Here is an 18,030-nt window from a genome sequence, read left to right on the forward strand (position 1 = left end):
AGAACCTGGGACCCGTCCTAGGTGAGCCCTTCGGCCGCGACGGCGAGGGCCGAGCGCAGGGTGGCGACCAGCTCGGCCTCCGCCGTCGCGCGGTCGGACGGACCGCCCGCGGTGTGCCAGGCGTAGTGCTCGACCGCCGCGCGCAGGGCCGCGTTGAACATCGCCGCGCGGATGGTGGGCCGCAGGTCGTCGGCGGGCAGCCCGGCCCGCTCCGCCAGGGCTCCGGCGAACGCCGGCTCGGCCTCGTCGTAGGTCTGGAGCCAGACGGCGCGCAGGGCCGGCTCGGTGCGGGTCAGGCGGACCAGGGCGCCGACGGAGGCCCCGTCGGGGCCGCCCACGAGGTTCAGCTTCCGGGTGAGGGTCCGGTCCAGGACGTGTTCCAGGGGCCGGCCGGGGGGCCACTCCCGCAGACAGGCGGCGATCACGTCGATGCCCTCCGAGAAGAACGGCCGTACGCAGCTCTCCTTGCTGGGGAAGTAGCGCCACACGGTCCGTGCCGAGACGCCGACCGCCTGGCCGATCTGCTCGCCGGTGGTCGCCGTGACGCCCTGCCGGGCGAAGAGGTCCACCGCGGCCCGGGCGATCTCCAGCCGGGTCTCGGCCTTGCGCTCCTCGGTCAGGGGCGGTCGTCCCGTGCGTCCGCGGGATGCGGTCATCGGTTCCTCCGGCTGGTGGCGATCGCTCCTTCGGGATGCTCCAGGAGAAGTTTATGTCACTGACAGACATTAAGTCGTAGGGTGTGGTCGCGTCAGGCACCTCGCCTGTCAGGGCACACGATGGGAGTACCTCATGGCCGACGGACTCGACGGACGCAGTGTCATCGTCACCGGGGCGGGCTCGGGCATCGGGCGGGCCACCGCGCTGGCCTTCGCCGCGGAGGGCGCCCGCGTGGTGGTGGCCGACCTCGACGCCGAGGGCGCTCGGGCGGCGGTCGAGGACATCGAGCAGGCGGGCGGGACCGCGGTCGCCGTCACCGGCGACCTGAGCGAGCAGGCCGTCGTCGACCAGGTGACCGCGACCGCCGTGGAGCGTTTCGGCGGGGTGGACGTCCTGGTGAACAACGCCGGGATCATGGACCGTATGTCGGCGGCGGCGGACGTGAGCGACGCGGAGTGGGAGCGGGTCATCCGGGTCAACCTGACCGCTCCCTTCCTGCTGACGCGGGCGGTGCTGCCGCACATGCTGGCGGCCGGCCGGGGCGCGATCGTGAACACCGCCTCGGAGGCGGGCCTGCGCGGCAGTGCGGCGGGGGCCGCGTACACGGCGTCGAAGCACGGGATCGTGGGCCTGACGAGGAACCTCGCGGTGATGTACCGCAAGCAGGGCATCCGGGCCAACGCCATCGCCCCGGGCGGCACCGCGACGAACATCGTCGTGGAGACGGAGCAGGGCGCCCACGGCCCGACCGCACTCGGCCCGCACTTCGTCAACGCCGGCCGGCTGGCGCGGCCCGAGGAGCAGGCCGCCGCCATCGTGTTCCTCGCCTCGGACGCGGCGAGCAACATCAACGGCGTGATCCTGCCGGTCGACGACGGCTGGTCGGCGGTCTGACGTCCCGCCGGGCACCCGCCGCCGGGCCTCCCCCGGACCGGGCGGTCCGCTCCGGAGGGCTCAGGGGCTGCGCACGAACCGTCTGGCCAGCCGTTCCCCGATCATCACCGCGGCCTCGCGGTTCTCGATGGGCGTCACCCGCGTGTCCTTGAACACGATGTAGGTGACGCCGGAGTCGGTGCCGCCGCCGCGCGGGTCGGGGCGGATGCCGAGGGCTTCGGCGGTGGCGTAGGACGCCTCACCGATGATGTCGCGCGGGCCGATGTCACCGACGACCGCGTACTGCACACGGTCGCGGTACACGACGGCGGCGAGCGAGCCGTCGCCGACGCCGTCCTCGCGGTGGTTCCAGATACGGCTGGGGCCGGGCACGACGATGTAGGGGAGCCGTTCGGCGTCCAGCTGGCGACCGTCGGACTGCTGGTAGGCGGTGGCGTCGGAGAACAGCGGGTCGTTGCGGTCGTTGCAGCGGCGGCCGGGCCGGCCGTCGCAGTCGACGTCGAGGTCGGCCTTCCAGTACACGGCGTCCCGGGCGCCGCAGACCGCGGTGCTCGCGGGTGTGTCGTCGTCGCTGCGGTAGCGACCGCGGGACACCGGGACGCAGTCGCGCACCTTGGCCAGCAGGTCGGCGGCGCCGACGTCGGCGGCGCGTCGCAGCACCGGCTCCTCCTGGGCGACACCGGGGCCCGCGGCGGGCGCCGGAACCTGCGGGATGGCGGGCGGTGCCGTCGGGGCGAGCAGGGCGGCGCCTGCCGCGGCCAGCGTCAGTGACTGGGCACGCACGATAAGGGACCCTCTCCTGGGCGCATTGACGGACACTCAGCCCAATCTGACGCCCCGTCGGTGAAGCGGCCACCACTGGAGGGCCGGACGGTGCACGCCCCGGATCCGTCGACGAGGGCCGGGAGCCGGGCCCTGTGAGGGGCTCCGACCTCCCGGCCGCCCGCACCGGCGCGGTATCAGCGATGACAGCGGCCCGCGCGACAGCGCGAACTCCCCCTCACCTGGCGAGAGTTCGGACGCCGGGATTCAGCATACAAATCTCCGACGAACGGTCAGCGACCCACGTCACACCCCGCCACCGGCACCCCGCCGAACGCCCCGCCCCACGCCACCCGCTCCCTTCACCGGGCAGTGAGCACGGCCCGCCCTCTTGATGCGGTCACGCCAGTCGGGTCATATTGGTCCGGACCAATTCTGGCCGCACCTCCGGGAGGCAGCCGTGCGACCCGCCCTCGCGCCGACGTCCCTGCCTTGCCGCCTCGCACTGTGCGCGGCACTCGCCCTGGTCGCCTCCTGCGGCTGGGGCGGCACGGCCGACGGCGGGAGCGGCGGGCCGCCCGCGGCCCCGATGGGCGTCACCGCCACCGCGGGCAGCGCCACGAGCGTGCACGTCATGTGGAACGCGGTGTCCGCGGGCGTCGGGATCGACCTCTACGAGGTGTATCGCGGCACCACCAAGGTCAAGGAAGTGCCGGGTGCGCAGCACATGGTGGACGTCACCAGGCTCCGGCCGTCCACCCTGTACGCCTTCACCGTGCGCGCCCGTGACACCGAGGGTCGCCTCGGACCGTCCAGCGAGGCGGTGCGGGCGACGACACCGGCGACCCCGGCGGCGGACGACTCGGCCCCGACACCCCCGGGCAAGCCGCACGGGCGGACGGCCGGCAGCCGGGCGGTCCAGCTGTCCTGGGCCGCCTCGACGGACGACCTCGATGTGGTGTCGTACGACATCTACCAGGGCGCCACGAAGATCCACAGTGTGGGCGGAAGCCAGACGGCGGCCGTGGTCACGGGGCTGCGTCCGGGCACCCGCTACTCCTTCACGGTGCGGGCCAGGGACGCGGCCGACAACCTCTCGCCCGCCGCCGGACCCGTCCGCCTCACCACTGCGGGCAGCGACGACGGGCGCGACACGGCACCCACCGGCTTCGAGGCGAGGACCCGCCGCGCCGACGGGGCCTACCAGCTCGACCTGGTCTGGATCCCGCCGCGCACCGACGGAGTGATCACGGAGTACCAGGTCCATCTGGACGGCCGGGCGGCCACCTCGCTGGTGTTCGGCGGGTCCGCGCCCCGCGACCGCGCGACGTACAGCTTCTACCTGGGCCGGGAGGCCGGGGTCGGGCACCGGGTGCGGATCCGGGCGAAGCTGCCGGACGGCACCTGGGGCGGGTTCTCGGCCGAGCGGACGGTGACGACGGGCGCCACGCCGCAGCCGTAGGGGCGCACCCCTCAGGCCTGGGGGCACCGCCCCGCCGCCATAGGGACGGAGGGCGAGTGACGCCACCCGTGGAGCCGTCCGCTTCCGCCGGACGGCGGAATCCGTCACCTGCCCGGCGGCCGTCCGCGTGCGGACCGGGCCGAGGGCACGTTGGCTTCCCCTGAGGGCAGCACGGGCCTCCCCCGATCCTCGGCGGCGCCACGGATGTTCCGCCGACCGTGCCGCCGGAGGACAAGGTCCATGCACACAACTCAGCTACTCCTCCGCTCCGGCCTGACCGTGGCCGCCGCCGCGCTGCCGCTCGCCCTGACCGCCACGCCGGCCGCCGCCGCTTCGGGCATCTCCGTGAGCACCACCGGGTCGACGGTCTCCGTCACGACGAGCGCCTGCACTCAGGTCAACGGCAGTTGGGGCACCGCCTCGCTCCTCAACAGCAGCCAGGCGAACTTCTCGCAGGGCCGCCAGGCGGCACTGTCGGGGACGAGCGCCCTGCAGTCGGCGGCCTGGTCGAGCGTGAGCGCCGGTACCTACACCGTCATCGTCCAGTGCACGAACGGCAGTTCGGCGGGCACCCAGTCGGTCATCGTCACCCCCGCGTCCACCCCCACGATCTCCGCCACAGCCTCGCCCTCGCGCGGTGTCATGGGCGGGCTGGGCGGCACCACGAAGGACTACGGCACCCTCACCCTCGCGGCCGGCGGAACCCTGGTGGCGGCGGGCGCCCTGGCCACGGCCTGGTTCCTGCGCCGCCGTCAGAAGCCGTACCGCCTCTAGGACAACCCCTGGCCGGTCCCCTCGTCCAGGACCGCCAACTCCTCCAGTGCCTCGGCGAGCCACCGGGTCCAGAAGGTCTCCAGTTCGATCCCCGCGCGCAGGACCAGGTGCTGAAGCCTGGCCTGCGCGCTGTCGTCACCGGGCGGGAAGTCCCGCTTCTCGATCTCCGCGTACTCGGCCAACTGGAGCCGGTGCAGGTCGAGATGGCGGCTCAGGTCGGCCGCCAGACCCTCGGTGCCGACCACCGCCGCGGCGCGCAGGCGCAGCAGCAGCGCGTCGCGGTGCGGCCTCGGGTCCTGTGCCGCGGAGGTCCAGCGCCGGAGTTCGGCGCGGCCCGCGGGCAGCACCTCGTAGCGCTTCTTCTGCCCGCGGGTGGGCTGTTCGGCGGGCAGCGCGCGGATGTGTCCCCCGGCCTCCAGTTTTCCCAGCTCGCGATAGATCTGCTGATGCGTCGCCGACCAGAAGTAGCCGATCGACCGGTCGAAGCGGCGGGTCAGGTCGAGGCCCGACGACGGCTTTTCCAGCAGGGCGGTGAGGATCGCGTGCGGGAGTGACATGGAGTCATCCTAGGGAGACTGTTCGAGAGCCCTACAGCGTCGCCGCCAGCTCGGTGCCCTGCTTGATGGCACGCTTGGCGTCCAGTTCGGCGGCGACGTCGGCACCCCCGATGAGGTGCACGCTGCCGCCCGCGGCGAGGAGCGCCTCGTACAGTTCGCGGCGCGGGTCCTGTCCCGTGCACAGCACGACGGTGTCGACCTCCAGGACCGTGCTCGTGTCACCGACGGTGACGTGCAGGCCGGCGTCGTCGATCCGGTCGTAGCTCACGCCCGGGACCATGGTGACGCCGCGGTGCTTGAGTTCGGCGCGGTGGATCCAGCCGGTGGTCTTGCCGAGACCGGCGCCGACCTTGGTGGTCTTGCGCTGGAGGAGGTGGACCGTGCGGGGCGGGGCGGTGCGCTCGGGGGCGGTGAGTCCGCCGGGGGCCGTGTAGTCCATGTCGACGCCCCACTGGCGGAAGTACGTGCGAGGGTTCTCGCTCGCCTTGTCGCCGCCGTCGGTGAGGAACTCGGCGACGTCGAAGCCGATGCCGCCGGCGCCGAGGATCGCGACGCGGTCGCCGACGGGGACGCCGTCGCGCAGGACGTCGAGATAGCCGACGACGCTCGGGTGGTCGACGCCGGGGATGTCGGGGGTGCGCGGGGTGACGCCGGTGGCGACGACCACCTCGTCGTAGTCGGTGAGGTCGGTCGCGGTGACCCGGGTGTTCAGCCGTATGTCGACGCCGTGCGCGTCGAGTTGGTGGCGGAAGTAGCGGAGCGTCTCGTCGAACTCCTGCTTGCCGGGGACCTTGCGGGCGACGTTGAGCTGGCCGCCGACCTCGCTCGCGGCGTCGAACAGGGTGACGTCGTGGCCGCGTTCGGCGGTGCTGACGGCGCAGGCCAGACCCGCCGGACCGGCGCCGACGACGGCGACGCGTTTGCGCAGCCGGGTCGGGGCGAGGACCAGCTCGGTCTCGTGGCAGGCGCGCGGGTTGACCAGGCAGGAGGTGATCTTGCCGCTGAAGGTGTGGTCGAGGCAGGCCTGGTTGCAGCCGATGCAGGTGTTGATGGCCTCCGGCTTCCCGGCGGCGGCCTTGGCGACGAAGTCGGGGTCGGCGAGCATCGGGCGGGCCATCGACACCATGTCCGCGCAGCCGGAGGCGAGCAACTCCTCGGCGAGTTCCGGGGTGTTGATGCGGTTGGTGGTCACCAGCGGGACGGACACCTCGCCCATGAGCCGCTGGGTCACCCAGGTGTAGGCGCCGCGCGGCACCGAGGTGGCGATGGTCGGGATGCGGGCCTCGTGCCAGCCGATGCCGGTGTTGATGATGGTCGCCCCGGCGGCCTCGACGGCCTTGGCGAGTGTGATCACCTCGTCGAGGGTGGAGCCGCCCGGGACCAGGTCGAGCATGGACAGCCGGTAGACGATGATGAAGTCCTCGCCGACGGCCTCGCGCACCCGCCGGACGATCTCGACGGGCAGCCGCATCCGGTTCTCGTACGCGCCGCCCCAGCGGTCGGTGCGGTGGTTGGTCTGCGCGGCGATGAACTCGTTGACGAGGTAGCCCTCGGAGCCCATGATCTCGACGCCGTCGTACCCGGCCCGCCGGGCGAGGCGGGCGGCCCTGGTGTAGTCGTCGATGGTCCGCTCGACGTCGGCGTCGGTGAGTTCGCGCGGCGGGAAGGGACTGATCGGCGCCTGGATCGGGCTGGGGGCGACCAGGTCCTTGTGGTAGGCGTACCGGCCGAAGTGCAGGATCTGCATCGCGATCCGGCCGCCCTCGCGGTGCACGGCCTCGGTGACGGCCCGGTGCTGGTCGGCCTCCGCGTCGGTGGTGAGCTTGGCACCGCCCTCGTACGGCCGACCCTCGTCGTTGGGGGCGATCCCGCCGGTGACGATCAGCCCCACTCCCCCGCGCGCCCGGGCGGCGTAGAACTCCGCCATGCGCTCGAAGCCGCGCTCGGCCTCCTCCAGGCCGACATGCATCGAGCCCATGAGGACGCGGTTGGGCAGCGTGGTGAAGCCCAGGTCGAGCGGGGTGAGCAGGTGGGGGTAACGGCTCATGGCAGGCCTCCGTGCGCGGTGTCGTCCCCACTGTTCTAGAGGACCGCACCCGGATTATGCAACTAGTTGCACAAGAAGCACCGGGGTGATGTGCCGCAGGTCACCGGCTTTCCAGCAGGACGTGCGGCTCCCGCTCCTGCCCCCCCCGGAGGCCGAGGAGAGGTCGCGCGCCACGAACATCGAGTCCAAGGTGGCGCGCGACTTCTCGATCACCCGACAGCCGCCTTGCGCGTCGGCCTCGACGGAGGACGAGAGCCGGCCGGGCGGGGGCCCGCTTCCGGCTCCGGGCACCACCGAGGGCGGCACCCGCGCACCGCTCGGCGGCCACCTGCCCTCAGCCCCGCGTGAACCGGTACGTCCTGCTGTCCGTCAGCACACAGAACCCCGGCGACACGACGATCACACGCAGCGTGCCGGTGCGACGGTCGTAGTCGATGCCCTCGGCCTCGAACGTGCCCGAGCAGGAGCTGCGCAGGGGCAGCTGGCGCAGCGCGGTGACATGGCCGGTGACGTCCGACGTGCCGTTCGGCTCGGCCGACAGGTCGATCTGCAGCAGCGGCTTGGTGATGCCGAAGAGCGTGCCGGCGGGGTCGTCGGAGGAGCACAGCAGCCGGGTGGCGCTGAGGAAGTCGCAGCCCTGTACGTCCCGGACGGCGTGGTCGAGCCGGACGGTGGACACCTGCGGGAGGTTCGCCGAGGGCGAGGTGCTCGCGTTGACGCCCGGGGTGGGGAAGACCAGCAGCCGGCTCATGGTGCCGTACTCCCCCGACAGCATCCACTGGCCGCCGGGCGAGACCGCCGCCCAGGAGTTGTTGAGCGCCTCGCCCGGGCTCAGGGTGTGCACGTACTCCGACCAGGTCCCGGCCGGTGACTGCACGCGGAACATCTTGGTGGTGCCGGAGTCCCGCTGGTAGGGCTCGATGTAGTGGCCGTCGTAGGAGGCGTCGGGGTCGCCGATGTGGTTCCAGCCGCGACTGGAGAGGCCGACGGGGATGGCGCCGATCCCCGTGTACCGGTTGGCCGCTCCGGCGGGGACCTCGACGGAGGCGAGGCCCTGGCTCTCGGTCAGCGGGTCGGCACGGTCGGACCCCACCTCGGTCCAGGTGTCGGCGGCGGACGCGGGCGGGGCGGTGGCCAGCAGGGTGGCGGCGGTGAGGGCGACGGCGGCGAGGACCGTGTGACAACGTTGCCGGGCACGCAGGGGCATGGAAGCGACTCCTCGGGGGTGGGCGTACTCGGCGGACAGTGTGGCCTCTCACGATGGTCATGTACAGACCAATTCGACAACAGGGAGCGTCGGCTCGGTCACAATGCCGCACCCGGGCATCACCGGACGGACCTCCCGGTGTCGAGAGATGGTGGAAGAACGCGCGGGCGGCATCACGAACACGCCCGCGCACGGTAGAACAGGGGGGTCGGCACGGGGGAACGACGTGCCGCCGGAACGGTCGAAGGCGGTGCGTGCCATGAGTGCAGCCGGGAGAGTCCGGTGACCGAGAGCGACGAGGTCGAGCCGAACGGCCCCGCCGGAGCACCGGCGCGCGGGCCGGCGCAGCCGAGCGGGCTCCTCGACGTACTCGGAGTGGCCTCGATCGTCCTGGACACCGAGGGGCGCATCGTCCTGTGGAGCCCGCAGGCCGAGGAGCTGTTCGGCTACCCGGCCCGGGAGGCGCTCGGACAGTACGCGGCCCATCTGATGATCCACGAACAGCATGCCGACCTGGTGGTCAAACTGTTCGCCGACGTCATGGAGACCGGCCAGAGCTGGGCCGGCGCGTTTCCCGTCCGGCACCGGGACGGCGGCACGAAGCTGGTCGAGTTCCGCAACATGCGGCTGATGGACGACCGCGGCGACATCTACGCCCTGGGTCTCGCCGCCGACCAGTCGACCGTACGGCGGCTGGAGCGGGACGTGGCACTGTCCACCCGGATGGTCACGCAGTCCCCGATCGGGCTCGCCGTCTTCGACACCGACCTGCGGTACGTCTCCGTCAACCCGGCGCTGGAGCGGATCAACGGCGTCCCGGCCGAGGAGCACGTCGGACGCACGATGGGCGAGGTGCTGCCGGACGTGGACGCCGCCGTCGAGGCCGCCGCGCGCCGGGTGCTGGACACCGGGCAACCGCTGGCCGACGAACGGACCGTGGGCCGCACCCCGGCCGATCCGGACGAGGAGCACGCCTGGTCGATCTCCCTCTACCGGCTGGAGGACGCGCTCGGCAGCGTGCTGGGCGTGGCCGCCTCGGTCGTCGACGTCACCGAGCAGCACCGGGCGGCCATCGAGACCGAGGCCGCGCGGCGCCGGCTGACCCTCGTCGCCGACGCCTCCGCCCGGATCGGCACCACCCTCGACCTGGACCGCACGGCCCGGGAGCTGGCCGAGGTCGCCGTGCCCGACCTGGCCGACATCGCGGCCGTGGACCTGCTGGAGGCGGTGGTGCAGGGCCGGCCCAGCACCCTCGGCCCCACCCAGCCGGCCGTCATCCGCGCCCTGGCCGTCGAGGCCGACCGCGCCCCGGACGCGCTGCGGGCCGCCGACCCGCCCGGACAGGTCGCCCAGTACGCCTCCGACCGCCTGGTCACCGAGTGCGTCCGCAGCGGACAGCCGGTGCGGGTGGACCGGGTCGAGCCCGCCGACCTGCCCCGCATCGCCCGCTCCCCCGAGGCCGCCGAGCTGCTGGCCCGGGAGGGAGTGCACTCCTATCTGGCGGTGCCGCTGATCGCGCGCGGCGAGGTGCTCGGCGCCCTCGACCTCAAACGCACCCGCAACCCGCTGCCGTTCACCGACGACGACCTGCTGCTCGCCCGTGAGCTGGCGTCCCGCGCGGCCGTGCAGATCGACAACGCGCGCTGGTACCAGAACGCGCGCGACACCGCCCTGACCCTCCAGCGCAGCCTCCTGCCCAGCCATCCGCCGGTCACCGGCGGCCTGGAGGTCGCCTCCCGCTACCAGCCCGCGGGCGCCATCACCGAGGTGGGCGGCGACTGGTTCGACGTCATCCCGCTGGACGGCGGCAAGACCGCGCTGGTGGTGGGCGACGTGATGGGCAGCGGCCTGAACGCGGCGGCGACCATGGGCCGACTGCGCACGGCGACGAACACCCTGGCCTCCCTCGACCTCGATCCGGCACGGCTCCTCGAACACCTGGACCGGATCACCGAGGGCCTGGACCACTCGATCGCGACCTGTGTGTACGTCGTCCACGACCCGGCGCGGCGGCAGTGCCGGATCGCCAACGCCGGGCATCTGCCGCCCGCCCGGCTGCGTCCGGGCCGTCCGCCGGAGCTGCTCGACCTGCCCACCGGAGCGCCGCTGGGCGTGGGCGGCGTCGCCTTCTCCACCACCACCGTGGATCTCGAACCGGGTGACCGGCTGGTCCTCTACACCGACGGCCTCGTCGAGACCCGGCAGCACCCGCTCGACGAGCGTCTCGACGCCCTGCTGGAACTCCTCGACGGCCCCGACCGCCCCCTGGAAGAGGTCTGCGACCTGCTCCTGCGCACCCTGCACCAGCCCGACAACTCGGACGACGTGGCGCTGCTGATCGCGCGGGTGCAGACGCCCGACTGACCGGCCCGGGCGGTGGCGGGGGCGGCCTGGTCCGGCGGACCGCGCGCCGAGACCGCGTCCCCGTCACGGCCGGCCGGATCGTGGACGCCGGCCCGACCGGTGTACCGGCCACGGGCGGCGCCACGCTCCGACCGCGCCACGGGGCGCCCGGCGGCAGGGAGCCGCACCGCTACGGCCGGGTGCCGATCACCACGTGGGCGTACCCCTCCTCGGCGACGGCCAGGCGTGTTTCGAGACCGCCGCGGCAGAAGACCTCGACGGCTGCCGCCGCCTGGCGTTCGCTGGTCTCGACCAGGAGGCAGCCGCCGGGGGCGAGCCAGCGGGACGCGTCGGCCGCGACCCGGCGCAGCACGTCCAGACCGTCCCGGCCGCCGTCGAGGGCGACCAGCGGTTCGTGGTCGCGCGCCTCGGCGGGCAGCAGGGCGACCTCGTCGGTGGGAACGTAGGGCACGTTGGCCGCGAGGATGTCGACGCGGCCGAGGAGCCCGCCGGGCAGGGCGTCGAAGAGGTCGCCCGCGTGGACGTGACCGCCGACGGCCGCGACGTTGCGGCGGGCGCAGCGCACCGCGGCCGGCTCGATGTCGGCGGCGTGCAGTTCGACGCGGCCGAGGGCGGCGGCGAGGGCTGCGCCGACGGCACCCGAGCCGCAGCACAGGTCCACGACGACGGACGCGCCGGGGAGTTGGGCGAGCGCCTGGTCGACGAGGAACTCGGTACGGCGGCGGGGCACGAAGACGCCGGGTTCCACGGTGACGCGCAGTCCGCGGAACTCGGCCCAGCCCAGGACGAGTTCGAGGGGCCGGCCGCCGACGCGGGCGTCGATCATGGCGGTCAGTTCGTCCGGGGTGCGGGCAGCGGCGAGGATCAACTCCGCCTCGTCCTCGGCGAAGACGCAGCCGGCGGCGCGCAGCGCGGCCACCACGGAGTCAGGGGACACGGGCCGCGGCGCGGAGGGGAACGGGGGTGAGGAAGCTGATGAGGGTGCGGGAGAGGGAGGCATGGAAGCCGAGGGCCTTTCGGGAGCCGAAGGGCGCTCTCGCGGCCACCTACTGGCGGTGATCCGCGCCGGTTCGAGGAGCGAGCACCCGACCTGACACAGCGGTAATGGGTCCCACCTCCTCGGTCGTTCACGACGGACACGGCGCGGACACACTACCCCAACGGTCCGCCGCCGACCGCCCCCGACTCAAGTTGTATTATGCAACCAGCAGGAACAGGGAGGCCCCGTGACAGCGACCACTCCGGCCGTCGAGACCATTCAGCGCGAGATGACGGCGTTCGCCCGCCGGGCCCGGGCCTCGGCCGGGCGCATGCACCCCGAGCTGTCGCTGGTGTCGTACACCCTGCTCGGCCACCTGGAGGAGAGCGGCGGCCGCCGTGCCACCGACCTGGCCGCGCACTACGCCCTCGACAAGTCCACGGTCAGCCGCCAGGTGACCGCCCTGGAGCGTGCCGGGCTCGTCGAGCGGCGGCAGGACCCGGAGGACCACCGCGTGCAGGTCCTGGATCTGACCGCGGCGGGGCGGCGCATCCTCGCCCAGGTCACCGAGAGCCGCCGCGCGGCCTTCCGGGAGCGGCTCGCGGACTGGCCCGCCGAGGACCTGGAGCGGTTCGCCCGGTATCTCGTGCGCTACAACGCCTGGTCGGCGCCCGCCGCGGGAGAGGACTGACCGCCGCCCTCCCCCTCTGACCCGACCCCGGCTTCCGCTACGACACCGCTACGGCGGGACGTCCCTCCGCCAGCCGCTCCGGTGCCCGGGCCGCCAGGAAGGCGGTGGTGCGGCGCAGCCGGAAGCCCAGGGACTCGTAGAGCCGGATGGCGTCGGTGTTGCCGGCGCCCGTGTGCAGGAACGGCGTCTCGCCACGTTCCCGGATGCCGTGGGCGACGGCGCGGATCAGCCGGGTCGCCAGGCCCTCGCCGCGGAAGTCGGGGTCCGTGCAGACCGCGCTGATCTCGGTCCAGCCGGGTGGGTGCAGTCGCTCCCCCGCCATGGCGACGAGGGCGCCCGCCCGCCGGATGCCGAGGTAGGTGCCGAGTTCGACGGTCCGGGGCAGGAAGGGGCCGGGCCGGGTCCGGGCGACGAGGTCGAGCATCTCGGGCACGTCGTCGGGGCCGAGGAGGACCGCCTCGGGTTCGGGGGCGGTGTCCATGCCGTCGTCCACGAGTTGGACGCCGTCGATCTGGAAGGTGATCTCCCAGCCGTCGGGGAGGCGGCCCCGGAAGCCCGGCAGCGGAACTTCGGCGCCGGGACCCACGAGTGCCGCGAGGTCCGCCCAGTCGTCGGCGTCGGGCGTCTCGGGCAGGGCCAGCCACGGGGACACGTCGACGGGGTAGCGCAGCACCCGGCCGCGCCGCTCGGCGAAGTGGGCGTGCGGGCCGGTCAGGGAGGCGAGGGCCGGGTTGTCGAGGAGGTGCGGGGCGGCGTCGCTCATCGGGCGACCTCGATCACGACCTTGCCTCGGGCGTGGCCGTCCTCGACCGTGCGCAGGGCCTCACCGGCCCGGTCGAGCGGGAACACCTCGGTGACGTGCGGGTTCAGCTCGCCGTCCACGACGAGGCGGGCCACCGCCTCCAGGACGTCCGCGGTGCGGGCCCGCGCCACCCGGGCGCCGCCGAGTCGCTCGACCTCCTCGGCAGAGGCGCCGGCGGTGATCAGCTTCCTCCGGTCGGCGAGCAGTTCGGCGGCCTCGGCCAGCACCTCGCCGCCGATCAGGTCGTAGACCGCGTCGATGCCCTCGGGGGCGGATGCCCGGGCCCGCTCGGCCCAGTCCGGGCCGGACGGGACGTGGACGGCGCCGAGCGACTCGACGAAGTCCTTCTTCCCCTCGCTCGCGACGCCGACCGCCCGCAGTCCGAAGGCCCGGGCCGTCTGCAGGGCCGCCGCGCCGACCCCGCCGCCGGCACCGGTGACCAGCAGGGTCGCGCCGGAGGGCAGGCCGAGCTGGCGGATCCCGTCGTAGGCGGTCGCGGCGGCGACGGGCAGGGTCGAGGCATCGGCGAAGGACAGTTCGGCCGGCTTGTGCGCGGTCAGGTCGGCGGGCAGCAGGGTGTACTCGGCGTAGCCTCCGGTCGCCGTGTTGCCGAAGACCTCGTCCCCCACGGCGAATCCCGTGACGCCTTCGCCGACCCGCTCGACCACGCCGGAGACCTCGCTGCCGAGGACGGCGGGGAACACACGTTCACCGTCGCCGGGCCGGCGGTACCCGGTGCGCAGCTTCCAGTCGACGGGGTTGACCCCGGCGGCGCGCACCGCGACCAGCAGCTGGCCCGGGCCCGGGTCGGGCCGGTCCAGCTCGACGAGGGCCTGGGTCTCCGGACCGCCGTCCCGCGTGAAGACATACGCCTTGGGCACTGTTCCCACTCTCCTTCGCTGTCGCCGGATCAGGCGATTGCATGGGGCACCGATTGCGACATCAGTCGGCAAGGAGCATCGGCGGTCGGCTATTCCCGGTGCCCGGGAGAGTTCATACGGCCGTCACGATCGCGGGCCGCCCCGGCTCCGGGCACCCCTGACGTGCGCGTACGGTGGTCAGCACAAGCATCTGTCGGCACTGCACGCTGGACCCACATGAACGTCACCCGAGGCTTCACCGGACGCGCCCGCGTCCACAACCCGGGGCTGCCGCCCGGCCAGTACGACGCGGGCGACGACTGGCCCGTCCTGTCCGCGGAGGTCACGCCCGACCTGACACCCGCCGACTGGACCTTCCGTGTCGACGGGCTCGTCGAGGCGCCCCGCAGCTGGGACTGGGCCGAGGCGCACGAACTGCCCGCGTCCGCCTACGAGGGCGACATCCACTGCGTGACGAGCTGGTCGAAGTTCGGGGTGCGGTTCGGCGGTGTGTCGCTGGACGCGTTCCTGGACGTGGTGCGGCCCCACGCGTCCGCCACCCATGCCGTCGCGTACGCGCACACCGGCTACACCACGAACCTGCCGCTCGCCGACCTGACCGGCGGCCGGGCCTGGATCGCCTGGGAGTACGACGGGCGGCCGCTGGCCGCCGAGCACGGCGGGCCGGCCCGGCTGCTGGTGCCGCACCTGTACTTCTGGAAGAGCGCCAAGTGGATCGCGGGCCTGCGGCTCCTCGACCACGACGAGCCGGGTTTCTGGGAGCAGAACGGCTACCACGGCCGGGGCAACCCCTGGGAGGAACAGCGGTACTCCGGTGACTGAGACCTCTCCTCCCCCCGGTTTCACTCCCTCGACGCGGTTCGCCGTGCCCGGGCGGATCGCCGTCAGCAACCGGGCCGCCGCGGTGTGGCAGACCGCCACGCTCACCGAGATCCGCCGTGAGACACCGCGCGTGACGACGTACCGGTTCGCGGTGCCCGCCTGGGCGGGGCATCTGCCGGGCCAGCACCTGATGCTGCGGCTGACCGCCGAGGACGGTTACGCGGCCCAGCGCCACTATTCGATCGCGTCCGCGCCGGACGACTCGGGGCACCTCGAACTGACCCTGGACCATGTCGAGGGCGGTGAGGTCTCGGGCTGGTTCCACACGGTGGCGGAGCCCGGGGACGAGGTCGAGGTGCGTGGTCCGCTGAGCGGTTTCTTCGCCTGGCCCGGCGACCGGCCCGCGCTGCTGATCGGCGCCGGCTCCGGTGTCGTACCGCTGATGTCGATGGTCCGCCACCACCGGGCGCGGGCGCTGTCCGTGCCACTGCGGATGCTGGTGTCCGCGCGCGGCCCCGAAGAGCTGATCTACGCGCGGGAGTTGGGCGCGGAGACGACACCCGTGTTCACCCGGAGCGCGCCGGAGGGGGTGCGGGTGGGACGTATGGCCGCCGCACATGTGGCGCCGCTCCTGGCCGAACGGCCCGCCGGTGGGTGGGAGGCCTATGTGTGCGGGTCCAACGCCTTCGCCGAGCACGCCTCGCGGCTGCTGGTCGAGGCCGGTCAGCCGGTGGAGCGTATCCGGATCGAACGCTTCGGCTGACGGGCGGCGTTTCGCCCCGATCCTCCCGGGCACTCCTGTTCGACGGCCCTTTCCGCGGGCCGTGGGTGAACGATGCCCAGGGAACGGATACTGGATCCGTGGGGCACTCGCAGGCGTGCGCGGTGCGGAGGTCGACATGCGAACCCGGGTGCGGGGCTGGCGTTGGCGGCGCAGTCCGCTGCGGCGCCGGTCCGACGTCGTGGCGGCGTGGACGGTGCTGGCCGTCGCGGTGCTGATCTGTGTGGGTGCTCCTCTGGCCGGCGCGTTCGCGGCCTCGTGGGCGCACGCCGAGGCCCGTGCGGTCGCGGCGGAGCAGCGTGCCGAGCGTCATCGCGTCCGGGCCGAAGTGGTCGGCAGACCGCCCGGTTCCCTGCCCACGGTGGAGGGCGGCCGGGAGCGCGCGTACCGGGCGACCGTGCGCTGGACGGAGCCGGGTGCGGCCCGGCGGACGGCCACCGCCCTGGTTCCGGCCGGCACCCGCGAGGGTGACGTGGTGGGCGTGTGGTTCGACACCGGGGGCCGCAGCGTGCCCCCGCCGCCCGGCGAGACCGCGGTCTGGCAGCACACCGTCGCCTTGGGCGCGTGCGCGGCGGCCGGTGCGGTCGTGGTGGTGCTGCTCGGCCACACCGTCGTACGCCGTACCGCCGACCGGCACCGGATGGCCGAGTGGGAACGCGACTGGGCCCTCACCGAACCGCAGTGGACCCGCCGCCGGGCCTGACCGGCCGGCGACCAACAGATCCGACCGGCCGCACACCACACGGCTGGGGAGGCTCTGCGCGCTCCGCTCCAGAGGTGCTGCGTCCTGCGTGCGATCCCGCCGTGCGTGCGCGGCGTGTCGGCCGGACCCGGCAGCACGGGTTCGCCCCGGTCGACCAGCATCCTTCCGGCCACCACGGTCGTCCGCCCGGGCGGGACCGGAGCGCGGCCACGCCTCCACGGGGTCGCTCAACGCACCCGCGAGGGCAACCGGGTGGCAGGCCCCGGACGACCGGCCGGCCCAGGCCCCCGGCCGCAGAAAGCACCGTTCGCGGGCGCGGCCGGGGCAGCGGGCCGGATCCGGGAGGGCCGACCGCGGTGACCCGACCACCGGTGAGTGCCACCCAGTCGCCGGGGATCTCCCGCCGCTCGTCCACGACGAGCAGTTCGGCGCCCCTGACCAGGGGTTCCGTGACGTCGACCGGCGCGCCGGCGACAGACGTCCCGGCGTCATCGTAGGTACGTACCGGGACAAGTACCTGGCGATTCGTCCGACCATCCACGTACGGTGTGATCACCCGCACGCCCCCTTCACAAAGGCGGTCCCCGATGGCCCTGTTCGACCTTCCGCTCGACGAACTCCGCGAGTACCGCAGCGCGTCGAGCGAGCCCGAGGACTTCGACGCATTCTGGTCCAAGACGCTTCAGGAGGCCCGCGAGCACGATCTGGACGCCCGCTTCGAACTCGTCGACACGGGTCTGTCCACGGTGAAGGTGTACGACGTGACGTTCGCCGGGTTCGGCGGTCATCCGGTCAAGGGCTGGTTCACGATCCCCGCCGAGGTCGCCGCGCCGATCCCGCTGGTCGTGGAGTTCGTGGGGTACGGCGGCGGGCGCGGGCTGCCGCACGAACATCTGCTGTGGGCGTCGACGGGCCGGGCGCACTTCGTGATGGACACCCGCGGCCAGGGCAGCGCCTGGGGCGGCGGGGGCGGGACCGGGGACCCGGTGGGGGGAGCCCCCGCCTACCCCGGTTTCATGACGCGGGGCATCGACGCCCCGGAGAACTACTACTACCGCCGGGTGTTCACGGACGCGGTGCGTGCCGTGGAGGCCGCCCGCTCGCATCCGCTGGCCGATCCGGCGCGCACGGTGGCGATCGGCGCCAGCCAGGGCGGCGGGATCACGATCGCGGTGGGCGGCCTGGTCCCGGACCTGGCGGCGGTGGCGCCGGACGTGCCGTTCCTGTGCGACTACCCGCGCGCGGCCACCCTCACGGACCGGCACCCGTACCGCGAGATCGGCCTCTTCCTCAAGACGCACCGCGGTCGCACCGAGGACGTCCTGCGCACGCTCTCCTACTTCGACGGGGTGCACTTCGCTGCCCGCGGGCGCACGCCGGCCCTGTTCTCGGTGGCTCTGGAGGACCAGACCTGCCCGCCGTCCACCGTCTTCGCGGCCTTCAACGGCTGGGCGCACGACGAGAAGACGATCGAGGTCTACGACTTCAACGACCATGAGGGCGGCGGGCCTTACCACGACGCGGCCAAGGTGCGCTGGCTGCGGACGTACGCCTGACGCCTTCACCGGCGTACGACACCTTCCGCCCTGTCCGACCAGTCGGTATGTTCGTGGGATCCGGGTCGCGGCGTGGCAGCCCGGGCTTCGG

At 73.4% G+C, this 18,030-nt stretch carries 17 protein-coding genes; 9 read left to right on the forward strand and 8 right to left on the reverse strand.

Annotated elements, in window-relative coordinates; translation table 11 throughout:
• Positions 1–17: 17 nt before the first annotated feature.
• Positions 18–656 (reverse strand): TetR/AcrR family transcriptional regulator, encoded by a 639-nt coding sequence (locus ACZ5VD_RS09960; RefSeq protein WP_468551943.1) that lies wholly within the window; start codon positions 654–656, stop codon positions 18–20.
• A 133-nt stretch (positions 657–789) separates the two neighbouring features.
• Here ACZ5VD_RS09960 and ACZ5VD_RS09965 point away from each other — a divergent pair, with 133 nt between their 5' ends.
• A complete protein-coding gene (locus tag ACZ5VD_RS09965) occupies positions 790–1,551 on the forward strand; it encodes an SDR family NAD(P)-dependent oxidoreductase (protein WP_468681846.1) in 762 nt (253 codons plus the stop codon).
• A 60-nt stretch (positions 1,552–1,611) separates the two neighbouring features.
• Here ACZ5VD_RS09965 and ACZ5VD_RS09970 read toward each other — a convergent pair whose 3' ends face one another.
• Complete coding sequence (locus tag ACZ5VD_RS09970; protein ID WP_468551941.1) at positions 1,612–2,334, reverse strand: glycoside hydrolase family 75 protein; 723 nt, start codon at positions 2,332–2,334, stop codon at positions 1,612–1,614.
• Between the two features lie 484 nt (positions 2,335–2,818).
• On the opposite strand from ACZ5VD_RS09970, the gene ACZ5VD_RS09975 reads away from it, so the two are divergent.
• Both ACZ5VD_RS09975 and ACZ5VD_RS09980 read left to right on the forward strand, forming a co-directional pair.
• Positions 2,819–3,775, forward strand: a complete 957-nt coding sequence (locus ACZ5VD_RS09975) for a fibronectin type III domain-containing protein (protein ID WP_468552015.1) — start codon at positions 2,819–2,821, stop codon at positions 3,773–3,775.
• Positions 3,776–4,015: 240 nt separating this feature from the next.
• Entirely contained in the window at positions 4,016–4,549 is a 534-nt protein-coding gene (locus ACZ5VD_RS09980; RefSeq protein WP_468681848.1) for a hypothetical protein, read from the forward strand.
• Here ACZ5VD_RS09980 and ACZ5VD_RS09985 read toward each other — a convergent pair.
• From ACZ5VD_RS09985 to ACZ5VD_RS09995, 3 genes are all read right to left on the reverse strand, one after another.
• Complete coding sequence (locus ACZ5VD_RS09985; protein WP_468551939.1) at positions 4,546–5,106, reverse strand: PadR family transcriptional regulator; 561 nt, start codon at positions 5,104–5,106, stop codon at positions 4,546–4,548. The two genes, ACZ5VD_RS09980 and ACZ5VD_RS09985, sit on opposite strands and share 4 nt — an antisense overlap.
• Positions 5,107–5,137: 31 nt before the next feature.
• Positions 5,138–7,153: an NADPH-dependent 2,4-dienoyl-CoA reductase gene (locus ACZ5VD_RS09990; protein WP_468551938.1), complete on the reverse strand. Its 2,016-nt coding sequence runs from the start codon at positions 7,151–7,153 to the stop codon at positions 5,138–5,140.
• A gap of 334 nt (positions 7,154–7,487) precedes the next feature.
• Positions 7,488–8,360 (reverse strand): hypothetical protein, encoded by an 873-nt coding sequence (locus ACZ5VD_RS09995; RefSeq protein ID WP_468681851.1) that lies wholly within the window; start codon positions 8,358–8,360, stop codon positions 7,488–7,490.
• Between the two features lie 375 nt (positions 8,361–8,735).
• On the opposite strand from ACZ5VD_RS09995, the gene ACZ5VD_RS10000 reads away from it, so the two are divergent.
• Positions 8,736–10,724, forward strand: coding sequence for a SpoIIE family protein phosphatase (locus ACZ5VD_RS10000; protein ID WP_468682193.1), 1,989 nt, complete (start codon positions 8,736–8,738; stop codon positions 10,722–10,724).
• A 169-nt stretch (positions 10,725–10,893) separates the two neighbouring features.
• Here the strand turns inward: ACZ5VD_RS10000 and ACZ5VD_RS10005 are convergent, their stop codons facing one another.
• On the reverse strand, positions 10,894–11,724 hold the full coding sequence (locus ACZ5VD_RS10005; RefSeq protein ID WP_468681853.1) for a putative protein N(5)-glutamine methyltransferase: 831 nt from the start codon (positions 11,722–11,724) through the stop codon (positions 10,894–10,896).
• 268 nt (positions 11,725–11,992) lie between these two features.
• On the opposite strand from ACZ5VD_RS10005, the gene ACZ5VD_RS10010 reads away from it, so the two are divergent.
• Complete coding sequence (locus tag ACZ5VD_RS10010) at positions 11,993–12,394, forward strand: MarR family winged helix-turn-helix transcriptional regulator (RefSeq protein WP_468552013.1); 402 nt, start codon at positions 11,993–11,995, stop codon at positions 12,392–12,394.
• Between the two features lie 37 nt (positions 12,395–12,431).
• Here ACZ5VD_RS10010 and ACZ5VD_RS10015 read toward each other — a convergent pair whose 3' ends face one another.
• Both ACZ5VD_RS10015 and ACZ5VD_RS10020 read right to left on the reverse strand, forming a co-directional pair.
• A complete protein-coding gene (locus ACZ5VD_RS10015) occupies positions 12,432–13,157 on the reverse strand; it encodes a GNAT family N-acetyltransferase (protein ID WP_468551935.1) in 726 nt (241 codons plus the stop codon).
• Positions 13,154–14,077: an NADP-dependent oxidoreductase gene (locus ACZ5VD_RS10020; RefSeq protein WP_468551934.1), complete on the reverse strand. Its 924-nt coding sequence runs from the start codon at positions 14,075–14,077 to the stop codon at positions 13,154–13,156. The genes ACZ5VD_RS10015 and ACZ5VD_RS10020 overlap by 4 nt, the downstream gene beginning before the upstream one ends.
• 216 nt (positions 14,078–14,293) lie before the next feature.
• On the opposite strand from ACZ5VD_RS10020, the gene ACZ5VD_RS10025 reads away from it, so the two are divergent.
• From ACZ5VD_RS10025 to ACZ5VD_RS10040, 4 genes are all read left to right on the forward strand, one after another.
• The gene (locus ACZ5VD_RS10025; protein ID WP_468551933.1) at positions 14,294–14,899 is read left to right on the forward strand and encodes a sulfite oxidase-like oxidoreductase; all 606 of its coding nucleotides are present in this window, start codon (positions 14,294–14,296) and stop codon (positions 14,897–14,899) included.
• Positions 14,892–15,662, forward strand: coding sequence for a ferredoxin reductase (locus ACZ5VD_RS10030; protein ID WP_468551932.1), 771 nt, complete (start codon positions 14,892–14,894; stop codon positions 15,660–15,662). Before ACZ5VD_RS10025 ends, ACZ5VD_RS10030 begins: the two co-directional genes overlap by 8 nt.
• Positions 15,663–15,798: 136 nt before the next feature.
• Positions 15,799–16,383, forward strand: a complete 585-nt coding sequence (locus ACZ5VD_RS10035; RefSeq protein WP_468681855.1) for an Rv1733c family protein — start codon at positions 15,799–15,801, stop codon at positions 16,381–16,383.
• 587 nt (positions 16,384–16,970) lie between these two features.
• A complete protein-coding gene (locus ACZ5VD_RS10040) occupies positions 16,971–17,939 on the forward strand; it encodes an acetylxylan esterase (protein ID WP_468551930.1) in 969 nt (322 codons plus the stop codon).
• The last annotated feature ends 91 nt before the right edge of the window (positions 17,940–18,030 follow it).

The organism is Streptomyces sp. NPDC032822 (genome assembly GCF_055578825.1).